The 15,445-nt window shown below is 42.2% G+C and carries 14 protein-coding genes; 7 read left to right on the forward strand and 7 right to left on the reverse strand.

The window, feature by feature from the left end; genetic code table 11:
* Positions 1 to 80: 80 nt before the first annotated feature.
* Together murI and F4W09_RS08625 are read right to left on the reverse strand one after the other, a co-directional pair.
* The gene (gene murI / locus F4W09_RS08620) at positions 81 to 956 is read right to left on the reverse strand and encodes a glutamate racemase (RefSeq protein ID WP_016168355.1); all 876 of its coding nucleotides are present in this window, start codon (positions 954 to 956) and stop codon (positions 81 to 83) included.
* A gap of 46 nt (positions 957 to 1,002) precedes the next feature.
* Positions 1,003 to 1,614 carry a DUF1285 domain-containing protein gene (locus F4W09_RS08625; protein WP_016168356.1) on the reverse strand — a complete coding sequence of 204 codons (612 nt, stop codon included), beginning with the start codon at positions 1,612 to 1,614 and terminating at the stop codon, positions 1,003 to 1,005.
* Between the two features lie 187 nt (positions 1,615 to 1,801).
* On the opposite strand from F4W09_RS08625, the gene F4W09_RS08630 reads away from it, so the two are divergent.
* Positions 1,802 to 3,514 (forward strand): electron transfer flavoprotein-ubiquinone oxidoreductase, encoded by a 1,713-nt coding sequence (locus tag F4W09_RS08630; protein ID WP_016168357.1) that lies wholly within the window; start codon positions 1,802 to 1,804, stop codon positions 3,512 to 3,514.
* A 94-nt stretch (positions 3,515 to 3,608) separates the two neighbouring features.
* Here F4W09_RS08630 and F4W09_RS08635 read toward each other — a convergent pair whose 3' ends face one another.
* Positions 3,609 to 4,136 carry a hypothetical protein gene (locus F4W09_RS08635; RefSeq protein WP_016168358.1) on the reverse strand — a complete coding sequence of 176 codons (528 nt, stop codon included), beginning with the start codon at positions 4,134 to 4,136 and terminating at the stop codon, positions 3,609 to 3,611.
* Between the two features lie 83 nt (positions 4,137 to 4,219).
* The gene (tusA, locus tag F4W09_RS08640) at positions 4,220 to 4,477 is read right to left on the reverse strand and encodes a sulfurtransferase TusA (protein ID WP_016168359.1); all 258 of its coding nucleotides are present in this window, start codon (positions 4,475 to 4,477) and stop codon (positions 4,220 to 4,222) included.
* A 239-nt stretch (positions 4,478 to 4,716) separates the two neighbouring features.
* Here tusA and F4W09_RS08645 point away from each other — a divergent pair, with 239 nt between their 5' ends.
* The gene (locus F4W09_RS08645) at positions 4,717 to 5,556 is read left to right on the forward strand and encodes a CorC family transporter (RefSeq protein WP_016168360.1); all 840 of its coding nucleotides are present in this window, start codon (positions 4,717 to 4,719) and stop codon (positions 5,554 to 5,556) included.
* The gene (lnt, locus tag F4W09_RS08650; protein ID WP_016168361.1) at positions 5,553 to 7,112 is read left to right on the forward strand and encodes an apolipoprotein N-acyltransferase; all 1,560 of its coding nucleotides are present in this window, start codon (positions 5,553 to 5,555) and stop codon (positions 7,110 to 7,112) included. Before F4W09_RS08645 ends, lnt begins: the two co-directional genes overlap by 4 nt.
* A gap of 72 nt (positions 7,113 to 7,184) precedes the next feature.
* On the opposite strand, the gene F4W09_RS08655 is transcribed toward lnt, so the two are convergent.
* The 3 genes from F4W09_RS08655 to gspF all read right to left on the reverse strand — a co-directional run bounded on the left by F4W09_RS08655 (position 7,185) and on the right by gspF (position 9,480).
* Positions 7,185 to 7,529, reverse strand: coding sequence for a hypothetical protein (locus tag F4W09_RS08655; protein ID WP_016168362.1), 345 nt, complete (start codon positions 7,527 to 7,529; stop codon positions 7,185 to 7,187).
* Between the two features lie 276 nt (positions 7,530 to 7,805).
* A complete protein-coding gene (gspG, locus tag F4W09_RS08660) occupies positions 7,806 to 8,243 on the reverse strand; it encodes a type II secretion system major pseudopilin GspG (protein WP_016168363.1) in 438 nt (145 codons plus the stop codon).
* 31 nt (positions 8,244 to 8,274) lie between these two features.
* Positions 8,275 to 9,480 carry a type II secretion system inner membrane protein GspF gene (gene gspF, locus F4W09_RS08665; protein WP_016168364.1) on the reverse strand — a complete coding sequence of 402 codons (1,206 nt, stop codon included), beginning with the start codon at positions 9,478 to 9,480 and terminating at the stop codon, positions 8,275 to 8,277.
* Positions 9,481 to 9,632: 152 nt separating this feature from the next.
* On the opposite strand from gspF, the gene F4W09_RS08670 reads away from it, so the two are divergent.
* From F4W09_RS08670 to F4W09_RS08685, 4 genes are all read left to right on the forward strand, one after another.
* Positions 9,633 to 11,855 carry a primosomal protein N' gene (locus tag F4W09_RS08670; protein ID WP_044740575.1) on the forward strand — a complete coding sequence of 741 codons (2,223 nt, stop codon included), beginning with the start codon at positions 9,633 to 9,635 and terminating at the stop codon, positions 11,853 to 11,855.
* A gap of 55 nt (positions 11,856 to 11,910) precedes the next feature.
* A complete protein-coding gene (locus F4W09_RS08675) occupies positions 11,911 to 13,752 on the forward strand; it encodes a monovalent cation:proton antiporter-2 (CPA2) family protein (protein ID WP_016168366.1) in 1,842 nt (613 codons plus the stop codon).
* Positions 13,753 to 13,802: 50 nt separating this feature from the next.
* A complete protein-coding gene (gene hslO, locus F4W09_RS08680; RefSeq protein ID WP_016168367.1) occupies positions 13,803 to 14,678 on the forward strand; it encodes an Hsp33 family molecular chaperone HslO in 876 nt (291 codons plus the stop codon).
* A 299-nt stretch (positions 14,679 to 14,977) separates the two neighbouring features.
* Positions 14,978 to 15,442 (forward strand): DUF2147 domain-containing protein, encoded by a 465-nt coding sequence (locus F4W09_RS08685; protein WP_016168368.1) that lies wholly within the window; start codon positions 14,978 to 14,980, stop codon positions 15,440 to 15,442.
* Positions 15,443 to 15,445: the final 3 nt, after the last annotated feature.

Raw genomic sequence — 15,445 nt, forward strand, 5'->3', positions numbered from 1 at the left:
CGCAATCAAAGTCTTACAGTATGACAACCCCAATTTTTAATATTGATACTCAAGTTTTAAGACGGATTATTGTTCTGCATTTATTTCATGACAATATTCGCAATACTCCAACTCAAATCAGGTGGAATGAGATGTTGCACAATCGATTCTAAATGCTTGGCATTATTTCCACTGACATAACATGCTATCCGTGGTAAACCATCCTTCCGTCTCTGTTCAAATAATAACTCATTTTTTAACAAAATACGGGAAGTTTGACGAGCAACGGCATATCCAGAGTCAATTAATGTCATTTTTTGCCCAAAAATTGATTCAATTGCAGGTTTTAAGAACGGATAATGCGTACATCCTAGCACCAAATAGTCCGCACCCTGATCGACTACGGGTTGTAAAATGCGTTTTAAGGTATCTAGGCAGGCTGTACTCATTTGCTGACCACTTTCGACAAAAGGCACCAAGTCCAAACACGTCACTGCTAAAACATTCACCTGAGAAGGAATAGCAAAACGCTGTACCACTTCATTAATCAACTTGCCACGAAATGTCGCAGGTGTTGCTAATACTGCAACCGTTTTGCTTTGACTTTGCAGTACGGCTGGCTTTAACGCAGGCACTAAGCCAATAATCGGGAAATTTTCTCCGTAATGTTCACGTAAATAATCCAGACTAAAAGCTGAGGCTGTATTACATGCAACCACAGCGACTTTACAGCCTTGTCGGTATAACCACTCTATCGCTCGTGCCGTCAGTTCACGAATTTCCTGATCCTCACGTGGACCATAAGGCACATTCGCTGTATCTGCAAAATAAACGATGCGTTCATTCGGCAAATAATGTGCAATTTCCTGCGCCACTGATAACCCGCCAATACCTGAATCAAAAATTCCAATGGGTGCATCCGATTGCGCTTTAGGCATGGGATCAACTAAGGGGTAAATCGGATGAATGGCTGTCATAACACACTATTGACGATGAAAGATCAGAATGAATAAAGCTTAAACCTCAGGTGCCCAATTGCAAGTGAAAATCACCACTTTGTAGGCTTAAAATGGTATCGCCTTGCTTATTTTCAACCAACTCGCCCATTTCAATGAGATGAAAAAAAGCGGAACGCTGAATTAAGGCATTTATTCCAAAGCGCACATGCACATAAGGACGTAACTCTCCAGCAAATTCACGCATAAAAATTGAATGTTCAGCATCCACAATAATTAGATCAGCATTGGTTGTGGTGAATTGAATATATTTTTTGTCTGCAATGACCGTAGAGTCAACTTGATTGACGAACAGAGGTTCATCTTCAACCTCGATTTCAATTTGCTCTACAGGTGTCCTTAAATAAAACCGTCCTTCTTCTTTCCAAAGCACACTTGAAAACAGGTCTAATAAGGACTGGCGCTTAATCAATTGACCTTCGTGCCACCATTCTCCGTTAGCCAAAACCTTCAAATCCATTTTGCCACAATGCTTTGGCTGCCATTGCGCCATAGGGGGAATTGACCTTTTGTGACCGCTCTGTGCACTTTTTAAGTATTGTGCAATACTCATTATGTTTTTATCATCATTTTTCGCTGTATTATTCGTCGCATTGTTGGAATTAGTTTGATTTACCATGAATTAATGCCTACATGACGTAAAAATATTATGATTCAGCCAATTGGCTAGACCACGGTTTAAAACTATACTAGCCCACAATATAAAAGGCATGATAATCCATTTGTGCCGACTATTTAAGAACACTCATGGCAGCACTGTAAAGAGTCATACAGTTGCCACCTTTAAGTAATATGAGGAGTCCTACATGGAACACATCGAACGTGAATCGATGGAGTTTGACGTCGTTATCGTAGGCGCAGGCCCTGCAGGTCTTTCTGCTGCGATCAAAATTCGTCAACTTGCGATTGAAAACAATTTATCTGATTTATCCGTTTGTGTGGTAGAAAAGGGCTCCGAAGTCGGTGCACATATTCTTTCTGGCGCTGTACTAGAACCACGTGCGATTAACGAATTATTCCCAAACTGGAAAGAAGAAGGTGCGCCTTTAAATGTTCCTGTAACGGAAGATAAAACCTATTTCTTGATGTCGCCTGAAAAAGCACAGGAAGCACCGCATTGGATGGTGCCTAAAACCATGCACAATGATGGCAACTACGTGATTTCGTTAGGTAACGTGGTACGTTGGTTAGGTCAAAAAGCGGAAGAGCTTGAAGTTTCGATTTTCCCAGGCTTTGCTGCAGCCGAAGTACTTTACCATGAAGATGGTACTGTAAAAGGGATTCAAACAGGTGACATGGGGATTGGTAAAGATGGCGAACCTACGCATAACTTCACCCCAGGTTATGAATTGCATGCCAAATACACCATTTTTGCAGAAGGTTGTCGTGGTCATTTAGGTAAGCGTCTGATTGCCAAATTCAATTTGGACAAAGATGCAGACCCACAGCACTATGGTATCGGGATTAAAGAACTTTGGGAAATCGATCCTGCAAAACACAAACCAGGTTTGGTGATGCACGGTGCTGGTTGGCCTTTAAGCGAAACAGGTTCTTCTGGCGGTTGGTGGTTATACCATGCTGAAAACAACCAAGTGACTTTGGGTATGATCGTGGATTTATCTTATGAAAACCCACACATGTACCCATTTGCAGAAATGCAACGCTGGAAAACTCACCCGCTGGTGAAACAGTATTTGGAAGGTGGCAAGCGCATTTCTTATGGTGCGCGTGCCGTGGTTAAAGGTGGTTTCAACTCACTGCCTAAATTCACTTTCCCTGGTGGTTCTTTAATTGGTGATGATGCAGGCTTCCTGAACTTCGCGAAAATCAAAGGCTCTCACACCGCCATGAAATCTGGCATGTTGTGTGGTGAAGCTGTATTTGAAGCGATTCAAGCTGGTGTTGAAAAAGGTGGTGATCTGGCGATTGCCCGTGTAACCGAAGGTGAAGACTTCTTCGCGAAAGAACTCACGGCTTATACTGAAAAATTCAACAACAGTTGGTTAAAAGAAGAGTTATATAACGCCCGCAACTTTGGCCCTGCGATGCACAAATTCGGTCAATGGATGGGTGGTGCATTCAATTTCATCGACCAGAACGTGTTTAAAGTGCCGTTTACACTACATGACCTTGTGCCTGACTTTAGTGCATTAAAAACAGTAGATGCAGCAACATTTAAACCAAACTATCCAAAACCAGATGGTAAATTGACCTTTGACCGTTTGTCTTCTGTTTTTGTTTCGAACACCGTGCATGAAGAAAACCAACCTGCACATTTGAAACTCACTGATGCTTCAATTCCAGTGAACGTGAACTTACCAAAATGGGATGAGCCTGCACAGCGCTACTGCCCTGCGGGTGTTTATGAAATCATGGAAAATGATGATGGTTCAAAACGCTTCCAGATTAACGCAGCGAACTGTGTTCACTGTAAGACCTGTGACATTAAAGATCCATCACAGAACATTACATGGGTAACACCAGAAGGTGGCGGTGGTCCAAACTACCCTAATATGTAAGATCAGTAAAAAGTGTCGAGCTCGTCTCGACACTGCTGTTCAATCAAAATAATTTCTTCATCAAAACTCCCTTCAATTTGAGGGGAGTTTTTTATTAAAACATCGTCGATTTTTGACCAAACACCATGACTGTTGGTCCAATCGCTGTATGCTCGGCACCGTAGTCCTGATGAATCTCTATTCGATAATCATCACATTGATAGGTGTATTTATTCTTCTCTTGCACCCAACCTTTCTGGGCAACTTTAAATTTTTTAAGAATTCTGCTTTTAAAAAGATCCAAATCCGTCTCATAACTTGCCATAGGACCATCCAGAAAACTTAAACTGAATGAAGTGATGACTTTAGTATCTGGATCATAACGAATATGTTGAACTGAACTCACACCTGTTTTTTTAATCTGAGCGTCAGTCCCATCAGTAAACTCTAACTGGTAATTATCTCCCCCTAAAACCACAGATTTCGCTGTAGGGTGAAGCTTTTGAAACTCTCGGATACTCTGCCCGACCTTTAAACCCGCAACATTCATGGTTTGTACTGGAATTTCACAGGGTTTTGCCCATGCAGTTGAACCGAATAAGGCAAAAATAGCAAACCCTAAGCATAGAGGAATACTTTTCATCTTTATGTCCTAAAATGAGCTGTATTAATTGTTTTAGTTGTTATTCGACTCAAACCCATGTACTAAAGCTTAAGACATTTGCTTTAGCCCTTTTTCACCAAGTAATGAAATTCTTTATTACCATTTTCATCTAAGCGTTCTTCTTGCAACAACAACTCATGGCCTAAATGCATACAAAATTTAGGAATATCCCACGAAGTTGAATTGTCTGTTGCGAAGACCTCAACCACATCTCCAGATTTAGATTTACGGATAGCTTGATGCAACATCATTACTGGTTCAGGGCAACGTAATCCACGGGTATTTAATTGCAGGGTCGGGGTTACAGAGGATTCAGACATCAAGGAACTCTTCATACATTTTCAGCGTTATTCTAACATAAACTCGAAATGACACAGCAGCACTTACCCTGCTTATCTGTTGAGCAAGCAAACGTGTGACGTTTAAAGTTTAGGTCTATTTAATTCAGTAAAAGATGACGATAACATTCATATTTTGCTGTACTTTTTGCATAGACATCTGCATTTTCTAAGGTATGATGAAAATAATTTTTTGATATTTAGCATCTTTAGGAAAGATCATGCACGATGAATCAAGCCCGTCGTGGGGTATGCGTGGCTTAAGAAAATGGTTAGGAATTGCACCAGAAACTCGCGACGAATTGCTCAAACTCGTACAAGATTCACGTCGTTTTTTAGAGCCAGATACGGTTGCGATGCTTGAAGGCGTATTCGATCTTCCAGCGACAAAAATCCGCGAAGTCATGACACCGCGCACAGCCATGATTAGCCTGCAAGAAGATGATGAATTACTCGATATTTTGCATGTCTTGATTGAATCAGCACACTCGCGCTTTCCTGTTTTTTCATCAGATCACCCCGATAACGTAGTTGGTATTTTATTGGCGAAAGATTTATTGCCTTTCTTGACCGAAAAAGCCAGCAAAGTCGATATTCGCATGCTCATGCGTCAGCCTTTGTTTGTGCCAGAAAGTGCTCGCTCTGACCAAGTATTACGTATGTTGAAAAACACCCAGACCCATATTGCTGTGGTGATTGACGAATATGGCACGACATCTGGTCTAGTTACCCTCGAAGATATTCTGGAAGAGATTGTCGGTGAAATTGAGGATGAACACGACAAAGTGGATGAAGAAGCTTCCTATATTGTGCCTGATGATGACCCAAAAACGGCCAATACTTGGTTAGTTCAAGCACTTACACCAATTGAACACTTTAACAATCTTTTAGATGCTGATTTTCCTGATGATGAAGTAGAAACTATGGGCGGTTTGTTGCTTCAAGAAATTGGTTTAGTGAGCGATTTACAAGGTCAAGTGATTGAAATTGGAGATTGGGAATTTACCATTGTAGAAGCAGATGCACGTACTATTCATCTGATTCGAGCTGTCCTTAAATGAGAACATACTTTCATGCGCTGTTGAAGTCTTCACAACAACAAAAACAGCTACCCATGATTTTACCTTTTATTATTTCCCTTTGCTCGGGTGCCATGTTGAGTTTTTCCTTGGCACCTTACTATTATTGGTGGATTGCTCTACTTTCCCCTGCCTTACTCTACGCCTGCTTACGCCAGCGTTCAGCCAAACAAGCATTCTTGATTGGCTGGGGGTACGGCTTCGGACTGTGGTTTGTCGGTGCTTTTTGGCTCTATACCTCGATTCACGTCTACGGCGATACCAGTGCCGTGCTCAGTGTACTCATGATTGCTATTATGGCACTGGTCATGGGGCTGTTTACTGCACTACAAACTTGGATTTACCGTCGTTTTTTCCCAGAAACACCTCTAACTTTTGCCCCGCTTTGGGTGTTTTTTGAATGGGCGAAAACATGGGTATTTACTGGTTTCCCTTGGTTGTTTGTCGGCTACGCATTTACCGAACGTTTCCTCGACGGCTATGCTCCACTATTTGGTGTATTCGGGGTGTCTTTCGTCGTCATCCTTTTGGCCTGCGCGATTGTAGAAATCCTCAACAAACGTCTATTCTGGTTGGTTCCTTCCCTGATTTTACTGCTCGGAGCTTGGGGGGCTGCACAACTTCAGTTTGTTCAACCTAAAAATGAAAAACCACTTTCGGTTTCTCTGATTCAGGGCAATATTCCGCAAGACTTGAAATGGCTGACCGAATATCAAACCCAAACCTTAATGATTTATGCTGAACTCAGTCGTAGTGAATGGGGACGTGATTTAATCGTTTGGCCTGAATCTTCCATTCCAATGTTCCAAACCGACATTCAGCCATTTTTAGATGCCATGAAAGTCCAAGCTCAAAAAACGGGAACGGGATGGGTCACAGGAATTCCCTATTGGGATTTAAAAGCATCTCAACAGCAAGGTAGCCCGATGTTCTATAACAGCATCATAGCTTTAGGCAGCCAATCCGAAGGATTGTATAAAAAACAACGTCTAGTACCGTTTGGCGAATATATTCCCTTATCAGGTATGCTGAGTTGGGTATTGCCTGCATTACAAAATGACCCTGCAATGAGTGGTTTTTCACGTGGTGCATCCGATCAGCAACCCCTACATATCAAACAGCATAATTTAGCAGCAGCAATTTGCTATGAAGTGGCTTATCCGAATCTGACGCGACGGAATGCCAGCAACAGTGACTTCCTTGTGACCGTTTCGAATGATGCGTGGTTTACAGGTACGGCAGGCCCTTGGCAACATTTACAAATGGTACAAATGCGTGCCAAAGAGAATGGTCGTTGGTTTATACGTGCCACCAATACTGGTGTTACTGCCTTTATTGATCATCAAGGACATATTGTGCGCCAAGCGCCGATTGATCAAAAAGCAGTACTGCGGGGTGATTTACCTGCAATGCAGGGTCAAACACTGTACACTCGTCTGAGTGACTGGCCAATCCTCGGATTTTCAGCACTACTTTTAATTATGGGTTGGTTCTTCCGCCCACGAAAAGTTGATGTTTCATTTAAAAGCAGACGCTAATAAAAAAGGGAGATTTTGAAATCTCCCTTTTTTATTCTGATGTTGAATCAAACCGCAGGAATCTAGAATTAATTAAAAGATTGAAGCAAACTGAGTCGCGAAATAAGCGATCAAGCTAGATAAAAACAGCATCGGCACATAACGATAGGCCTGAAAGATTTTCTGCTCAACGACAGAATGGAGACTTTGAGACTGCCAGACAGTTGCTTTTAGTGCAGTCATAAAACATACCACTAACCAAGCACTCATAACACTCAAGGTAAAAAAGCCAATCATAATCTGGCTACTGCCTTCGGCACCTTGCCATAAAGTCACTGCCCCATGCATCATCGGCAATACTGTTAAAATCAATAGAATAGATTTCAGCATCGCCCAATGAAATTGGGTGATTTCATCTGATAAAACGAATGCTTTCATTCTATTCCCCCATCACATTTTTGTTCTTAAAATCATTATCCTAGGTTTTTTTTAAATAAAAAGTTTATTTATCAATATACTTGACAATTTTTGTAAACATTACGGTTAAGAATAATTCTTATTATAACTCTCAAAAACCATTTATTATATTTAATTATTAAAATTCAAATATTTATATTAAAACAAATGAATAAGAAAGATTATCACTTTATTTTTAATTGAGTCATTCAATAAAATAAAGTGATAATTTACATCGATTAATTCAGGTGATATTGATTAAGGTTGATAATAAATATCAGCGTCAGTCCCTTCACCACCTTCTTTACCATCGGCACCAAATGAATATAAATCAAAAGCGCGACCTTCAGCACCAGGAATAATATACTGAATATCATTTTCCCAACTGTCTTTTGGATAGCCGCCTTTAACATAGCCCCCTTGCATCCAGTTCTTTGCCGATGCGGGTTGGTTCACTAATGCATCTAAACCGCCATCTTGCATTGATGGGTATTTACCGTTGTCTAATTTATATTGATCCAGTGCACCCGCAACCCCTTTTAAGGTAATCACCGTAGTGTCCACTTTGGCTTTCTCACCACGTCCCATGACATTCGGTACAATCAGCGCAGCCAGCACCCCTAAAATCACAATCACTACCATCACTTCAATTAAAGTAAAACCGGATTGTTTGGTTTGATATTTATTCACTTGCATTCAACCACTCACTTTTCAATCTTTATATTCTTTAAATCATATTGTTCATATTAACGATCGGCAGCATCACTGCAATCACAATCACCAAGACGATACTGGCCATGAGCACTAACATTAACGGCTCAAGTAACGCCAATAAAGTCGAAATTAGGGTTGTGACTTCTCGATCTTGCATTGTAGATGCGCGCTCCAACATGCGATCTAACTCACCTGAGGCTTCACCACTTTTGATCATTTGTACCATCATCGGAGGGAAATAACCACTGCGCTCCAGTTGAGTGGCCAAGTTGCCTCCTTCCGTGACTTTTTCAGCCGCCAAATCCACCGAATCACGAATCACCCAGTTACTGCTGACCGCAGCACCAATACGCAATGCATCTACCAGCGGTACACCTGACTTGGTCAAAATAGATAAAGTACTCGCAAGACGTGCAGAATTAATACCACGCGATAACTTACCAAATAATGGCAATTTGAGTGTTAAACGATCAAAAGCATAATGTCCTGCGGTACTCTTTAAAAACCGTAACAGAAATACGATTGCCACTACCGTTGCAATCACTAAAAAAGGCCAAGCCACGCGAATAAAGGCACTGGCTTTCATCAAAGCAACTGTAATCCAAGGCAAAGCATCTTTATTTTGATCGAAGGTTTTGACAATATCAGGAACCACATAGGTCATTAGCCCCATCACAATCGCAAAAGACATCAACATTAAAATAATTGGGTAGATCATGGCACCTTGAATTTTCTTTTGCATGGCAAAGCGATTCTCGGTGTAATCTGCCAATTGCTCCAAAATCAAATCCAGATGTCCAGAACGCTCACCTGCCGCAATTGTTGCGCGGTAAAGTTCGGGAAAACGCCCTGATTGCTGCAAGGCATTGGCTAAAGAGTGCCCTTCCAAAACTTTGGAACGAACCGACACAATTAATTGTTGCACATGGGCTTTTTCACTTTGTTTGGCAACCGCTCGCAAAGCTTCCTCTAGAGGAATCGCCGCAGCGACCAACACCGACAATTGACGGGTAAACAGCGCTAAATCATAGGCGGTAATCTTTTTTTGAAACCAGCGTGATCCCTGCTGTTTGGTTTTGTGTTCTACAGGATCGACACTAATCGGGATGAGTGATTTCTCACGTAGTTGCTGACGTATTTGTCGTGCCGAATCACCTTCTAGCACGCCTTTTTGCTGCTTCCCTAAAGCATCAATGGCGGTAAATTGATATGCAGGCATTGTAATGCTCTAATTTTCCGAAATTTCCTTCAGCGCTGTTGCGTCTGACCCCTAAAATCATTCATATTCTTCAATATAAATTTTATTTGCACACTCTAACATAACTCAAGACTTCACACGACGAACATTCAGCTGGAACCTTTGACCCTTTTATGCCAAACACAGTATCGCCCCCTTTCGTGCCTTATCGGATTCGCGTAGCCGTTCCAGCCCATGTTTACGACTGCTTCGACTATCAGATTTCCGCAGAGGATTATGAGCAAGCGAAAGTCGGAGCGCGTGTTGCTGTGCCCTTCGGATCTCGAAATTTAATTGGTGTGGTTATGCAAAAACTCACACCTGACACTCCTGAGAATCCCAAGTTTAAGCTAAAACCCATTCAAGCTTTGCTAGATGACGATGCCATTCTAGATAATAAAGTTTTAACTTTGTTGACATGGGCAGCACAATATTACCAATTCCCGATTGGTGAAGTGATGCAGAGTGCTCTGCCGACCTTATTACGGCAAGGCAAACCGTATGATCTGTTGGCCCATATGTGGCGTCTGCTAGACCAACATGCTGAGGACAAAATCAAGCGTTCTGAAAAACAACAACTTGCCTATAAAATTTTAAAATTACACCCTGCGGGTACCTCAGAAAATATTTTGAATTTAGCGGGCATTGAAACCGCTACGTTAAAAGCTTTGGAAAAGAAAGGCATCTGTGAGGCTTATTTAGAACAAAAAGATTTTAGCCCACAAGCCCTGAGTTTGGCGCAAATGCCACTGACCGCCAACCCCGATCAAAAGCATGCCATTCAGCAGGTACTGAAATCACTCTCGTCTTATCATGCCTATTTACTGGATGGTTTAACAGGTAGTGGTAAAACTGAAGTGTACTTGCAAATCATGTACGAGGTCTTGAAGCAAGGCAAACAAGTGTTGGTGTTGGTACCTGAAATTGGTTTGACCCCCCAAACCATTAGTCGCTTTCAATCGCGTTTTCACTGTCATATTGCCCTGCTGCATTCAGGGCTGACAGATGCTAAACGTTTACAAGCATGGCAAAGTGCGCAAATGGGCAAAGCCTCGATTATTTTAGGCACACGTTCTGCCATTTATACCCCATTGCATAATCTAGGCTTAATCATTTTAGATGAAGAGCATGATCTCTCTTTTAAGCAGCAAGAAGGTTTTCGTTATCATGCGCGTGATGTCGCGCTCTATCGCGCGCATTTGGAAAACTGTCCCATTATTTTGGGCTCAGCAACACCGAGCATGGAAAGTTATGCACTGGCCGATCAAGGTAAACTGACCCGACTAGAATTAAATGAACGTGCAGGCACGGCACTGTTGCCTAAGTTGCACATTTTGGATTTAAAAGTCGGGCGCAAACAGCATGGTTTTAGTCAGTTTTTACTGGACGAAATGCACAAGCGTCTGGCGCGCAAAGAACAGGTACTGATTTTTCTCAATCGACGAGGCTATGCCCCTGTACTGATTTGTGAAAGTTGTGCTTGGCAAGCGAAATGTCCGCATTGTGATGCCAATTTCACCTTGCATACTCAACCTTATCAGCATTTGCATTGTCATCATTGTGGCACCATTCATCGCATGCCAGATCATTGCCCGCAATGTCATCATACTGAACTTAAACCGATTGGTATGGGGACTGCCAAAGTTGAAGAAAGTTTAAAGGAACTCTTTCCAGAATTTGAGGTCATTCGGGTCGATCGAGACTCCACCAGTCGTGTCGGTAGCTGGCAAAAAATTTATGATCGCATTCAAAAAAGTGAACCGATTATTTTACTTGGTACACAAATGCTCGCCAAAGGGCATCATTTTCCCTATGTATCTTTGGTGGCAATTTTAGATATTGATTCAGGCTTACTTAGTGTCGATTTTCGTGCACCAGAACGAACTGCCCAACTCATTGTTCAAGTGGCGGGACGTGCAGGACGTGGCGAGAAAAAAGGCGATGTCTATTTACAGACCCTGCGCCCAGAACACCCTTTATTACACACCTTAGTGGATGGCGATTATCGACAATTTGCCCGTCAAACGTTGAAAGAACGACAACAAGCATTGTTCCCACCCTATCGTTATGCGGCGCTAATTCGCTGTGAGTCGAAAAGTCAGGAACAAAATCAGCAATATCTGACTGAACATGCACAACAACTTCGTCAGATTTCCGAACTCAACATCGATATCTGGGGACCAATTCCCGCCCCGATGGAACGTAAAGCAGGTCGTTATCAAGCACATATGGTGTTATTTTCCCAAGATCGAGCACGTTTGCACTATTATTTGAGGGCATGGTGGCAAAACATGTTGCAGCACAAACCTGCCAGCATGAAACTCAGTCTGGATATAGACCCACAGGAATTGAGTTGAGTCTAAACCAGTACTTCAGCAATTCATCACAACTTTTTAATTTCAGGACAGATGCATGTCGTTATTGTTGCAAATCACGCTTTTTTTAGGTGCAGCGCTGATGGTGGTGCCACTACTGAAACGATTCGGCATTGCTACAGTCTTGGGTTATTTAATCACAGGGATTCTTTTGGGACCTCATGTGCTGAACATTGCCAATGATCCCGAAGCGATTCAACAACTTGCTGAATTTGGCGTCATTCTTTTGATGTTTTTAATTGGGTTGGAGCTACGACCACAACGGCTTTGGACGATGCGTCAATCCATTTTTGTGATGGGCAGTGCGCAAGTGGGTATCACTGCGGTGGTGATTGGCACTATTCTGTTTTTCGTGTTGCAACAAGGCATTGCTGCCAGTTTGGTGATTGGTAGTGCACTGGCGCTGTCATCTACCGCCTTCGTATTACAACTACTCACAGAAAAGCAGCAACTCAATACCAGTTATGGGCAGCAATCTTTCTCGATTTTACTGTTTCAAGACATCGCAGCGATTCCTCTGATTGCCGTGATTCCTCTTTTGGCAGGTGTGGAATCAACGCATTATGGCATCGCCTATTTTGCTGCGATTATCGCAGCATTTACCGGGCTGTTTTTATTCAGTCGCTATCTGATTCGTCCTTTTTTCCGCTTTGTAGCGAAAACAGGTGCACATGAACTGATCACCGCAGTGGGCTTATTTATTGTTTTAGCCGTGGTGATGTTGATGGATCTACTCAATATCAGCACCACACTAGGTGCATTCTTAACGGGAGTATTATTGGCAGATTCCGAGTTCCGACATGAACTGGAAGCCAGTATTGCACCGTTTAAAGGACTGCTACTGGGTCTATTTTTTATGACGGTAGGTATGCTGACTCCCATTCATATTTTATGGCAACAACCTGTGTTTATTCTGGCGGGTGCAGTACTCCTCTTACTGGTTAAATTTACGACACTTACGGGGATTGCTCGCTATTATCAGGTCTCTTGGCCCAACAGCTTGCTGCTTGCCAGTTGTTTGGCACAGGGTGGAGAATTTGCCTTTGTGGTGTTCAGCGTAGCGCAAGATGAACAACTCATTTCTGCTGCCAGCATTGCCCCTATCACCCTCATCGTAATTATCTCCATGATGTTGACCCCGATTTTGTATTGGGTGATTCGTCAAGGTGTGGTGCCGCGTCTTACGCCTGTTACCGTCCCTGAATATGATGATATTCCTGAACAACACTCCGCCATGATTATTGCGGGCTTTGGTCGGTTTGGACAAATCATTGCCCGTGTCGCGCATTTACAACATCAAAAATTTACCGCCATCGACAGTAATTTAGAAAAAGTCGATTTTGTACGTAACTATGGGGGTCATTTGTATTATGGCGATGCCACCCACCCTGATATTTTAAGAGCCGCAGGTATTGAACAGGCCAAGGTGTTTATTTTAGCCATTGATGATATTGAAGACTCGATGAATGTGGCACGGCATATCCGCCTGAATTACCCCGAGTTACAGTTATTAGTCAGAGCACGAGACCGACATCATGTACACTTATTACGTGACTTGGGTGTGCAGCATATTTGGCGAGAAACCTATTTATCTTCACTCGGCATGGCGTATCGGGCCTTACGTGACTTAGGTATTAGTGATACTGATGCCCAAAAAAGTATTGAGTTATTTCGCGATTATGATGAACAGCTCTTGGAACAGCAACAATGCGTCTATACCGATGAACAAAAGGTATATGAGTCGCACCGAAACGCCCTTGCTGAACTGGAACATTTGTTTGAACGTGATACAGAAATTCGTGCAGTCGAAACAGGCGTGAATTTACAACGTGGTTTAGATTCTACCCGAATAGATGTAACACGAGATGAAGCAAAATGACTTGTGTTTTACAATATCGCCACCATTAAAGCAGGGTTTTGGAGAAAATTATGTCTGATATACGTCAACGCTTTTATATTGAAGATTGCCCTGTTCGTGGTGAAGTCGTTCATCTGGAAGCAACCTTACAAACGATTCTTGCCCAACGTGACTACGCACAAGCTGTACAAATTTTACTGGGTGAAATGCTCAGTGCCACGGCCTTGCTTGCCAGTACACTAAAAATTAAAGGGCGTATCAGCTTACAAATTCAAGCCTCTGGAACATTTAAATGGGCCATGGCGGAATGCAACCATTTGGGTGAAGTTCGTGCCTTAGCCGACTACGAAGAAGATCCTCGTTTCCAAGCAGCAACTGACAGCAGCACCGTACTAAAATCACTGACTAATCCTATTCTGTTTATTAACATTGAACCTGAATTTGGTGAGCGTTATCAAGGGATTGTACCGCTTGATCAAACGACCCTAGCGGGCTGCTTGATGCAGTATTATGATCTTTCTGCACAAATTCCTACCCGCATTGTTTTGGCCAGTACAGCACAACGCTCAGGTGGTTTACTCATTCAGTTGCTACCACGCATTAGTGAAGAAGAACAGCAACGGATTGATGAAGATTTATGGCCACGTCTGACCATGCTCACAGAAACTTTAAAAGCTGATGAACTCACTGAATTAGCAGCCAATGAAATTCTGTATCGTCTATACAATGAAGAAGATGTGCGACTACCTGAAATTGAACAACTCAAATTTGGCTGTACCTGTTCTAAAGATCGCTGTGCTAATGCCTTACAACAAATTGGCGTAGAAGCAGTGCGTGAAACATTAGAACATCAAAATCCAATTACCATGGATTGCCAATTCTGTAATACCCAATATCAGTTCACAGCCGAAGAAGCTCTGGGTTTATTCGGCGAACATTTAAGTTAAACATTCATTAACTTTGCCTCTGCCTGTTGTTATGCAGCCCATTGATATGCAACAGGCAGTTTTCTACGACTTAATATAGATAAGCTCTAAGAACATTCCATGTCCACTTGCTATGCCAAAGCGCCGATTTCAGTGCATTTGGAGCAATATGATATATTCAACGTATAAAAAGATACGCTAAAATTGCGTGACGAAGATAACAATTTTTTTGTTGAACTGCGTCTCTTCATGATAAGAAATCCATCATTTTAATATGTGATTCATTCAAACTTAACTGATATACACTGAGGTAATTTTTCATGGGAATTCGTTTTCTTTCCCGTACGGTTTTCATTACAACTTTGCTGTGCAGTACTTACAGCTTAGCAAACACTGACCCCCTGATTGGCAAATGGAAAACCGTGGATGATCGTACAGGTCACTCACTGGCAGATGTCATCATCAGTAAAAACCAGCACAATGTCTATAGCGCACAAGTGATCGAAATACGCCCATTATCTGGCAAAGAGAAATTGACTACTTGTCAAAAATGTACAGGCCATTTAAAAAATCAACCGATGATCGGCTTAACTATTTTATCAGGGTTAAAGAAAAATCCTGAAAAACACAACGAATATATTGAAGGTAAATTTCTTGATCCACTTTCAGGACAGTACTATGTTTCGGAAGCACATTTAGTTCAGGAAGCCAGATATCTGCAAGTTCGTGCTCAAGAGGCAGGCTCCTCGAATGTCCGCCTGATGACATGGATTAAAGTCCAGTAAATT

The organism is Acinetobacter tandoii, from assembly GCF_008867985.1.
Taxonomy (GTDB): domain Bacteria; phylum Pseudomonadota; class Gammaproteobacteria; order Pseudomonadales; family Moraxellaceae; genus Acinetobacter; species Acinetobacter tandoii.

Coding starts and splice junctions, on each gene's coding strand:
- F4W09_RS08630 (WP_016168357.1), top strand. CDS start 1,802: ATGGAACACATCGAACGTGAATCGATGGAGTTTGACGTCGTTATCGTA.
- gspF (WP_016168364.1), bottom strand. CDS start 9,480: ATGCCTGCATATCAATTTACCGCCATTGATGCTTTAGGGAAGCAGCAA.
- murI (WP_016168355.1), bottom strand. CDS start 956: ATGACAGCCATTCATCCGATTTACCCCTTAGTTGATCCCATGCCTAAA.
- F4W09_RS08670 (WP_044740575.1), top strand. CDS start 9,633: ATGCCAAACACAGTATCGCCCCCTTTCGTGCCTTATCGGATTCGCGTA.
- F4W09_RS08655 (WP_016168362.1), bottom strand. CDS start 7,529: ATGAAAGCATTCGTTTTATCAGATGAAATCACCCAATTTCATTGGGCG.
- hslO (WP_016168367.1), top strand. CDS start 13,803: ATGTCTGATATACGTCAACGCTTTTATATTGAAGATTGCCCTGTTCGT.
- lnt (WP_016168361.1), top strand. CDS start 5,553: ATGAGAACATACTTTCATGCGCTGTTGAAGTCTTCACAACAACAAAAA.
- F4W09_RS08645 (WP_016168360.1), top strand. CDS start 4,717: ATGCACGATGAATCAAGCCCGTCGTGGGGTATGCGTGGCTTAAGAAAA.
- F4W09_RS08635 (WP_016168358.1), bottom strand. CDS start 4,136: ATGAAAAGTATTCCTCTATGCTTAGGGTTTGCTATTTTTGCCTTATTC.
- tusA (WP_016168359.1), bottom strand. CDS start 4,477: ATGTCTGAATCCTCTGTAACCCCGACCCTGCAATTAAATACCCGTGGA.
- gspG (WP_016168363.1), bottom strand. CDS start 8,243: ATGCAAGTGAATAAATATCAAACCAAACAATCCGGTTTTACTTTAATT.
- F4W09_RS08685 (WP_016168368.1), top strand. CDS start 14,978: ATGGGAATTCGTTTTCTTTCCCGTACGGTTTTCATTACAACTTTGCTG.
- F4W09_RS08675 (WP_016168366.1), top strand. CDS start 11,911: ATGTCGTTATTGTTGCAAATCACGCTTTTTTTAGGTGCAGCGCTGATG.
- F4W09_RS08625 (WP_016168356.1), bottom strand. CDS start 1,614: ATGGTAAATCAAACTAATTCCAACAATGCGACGAATAATACAGCGAAA.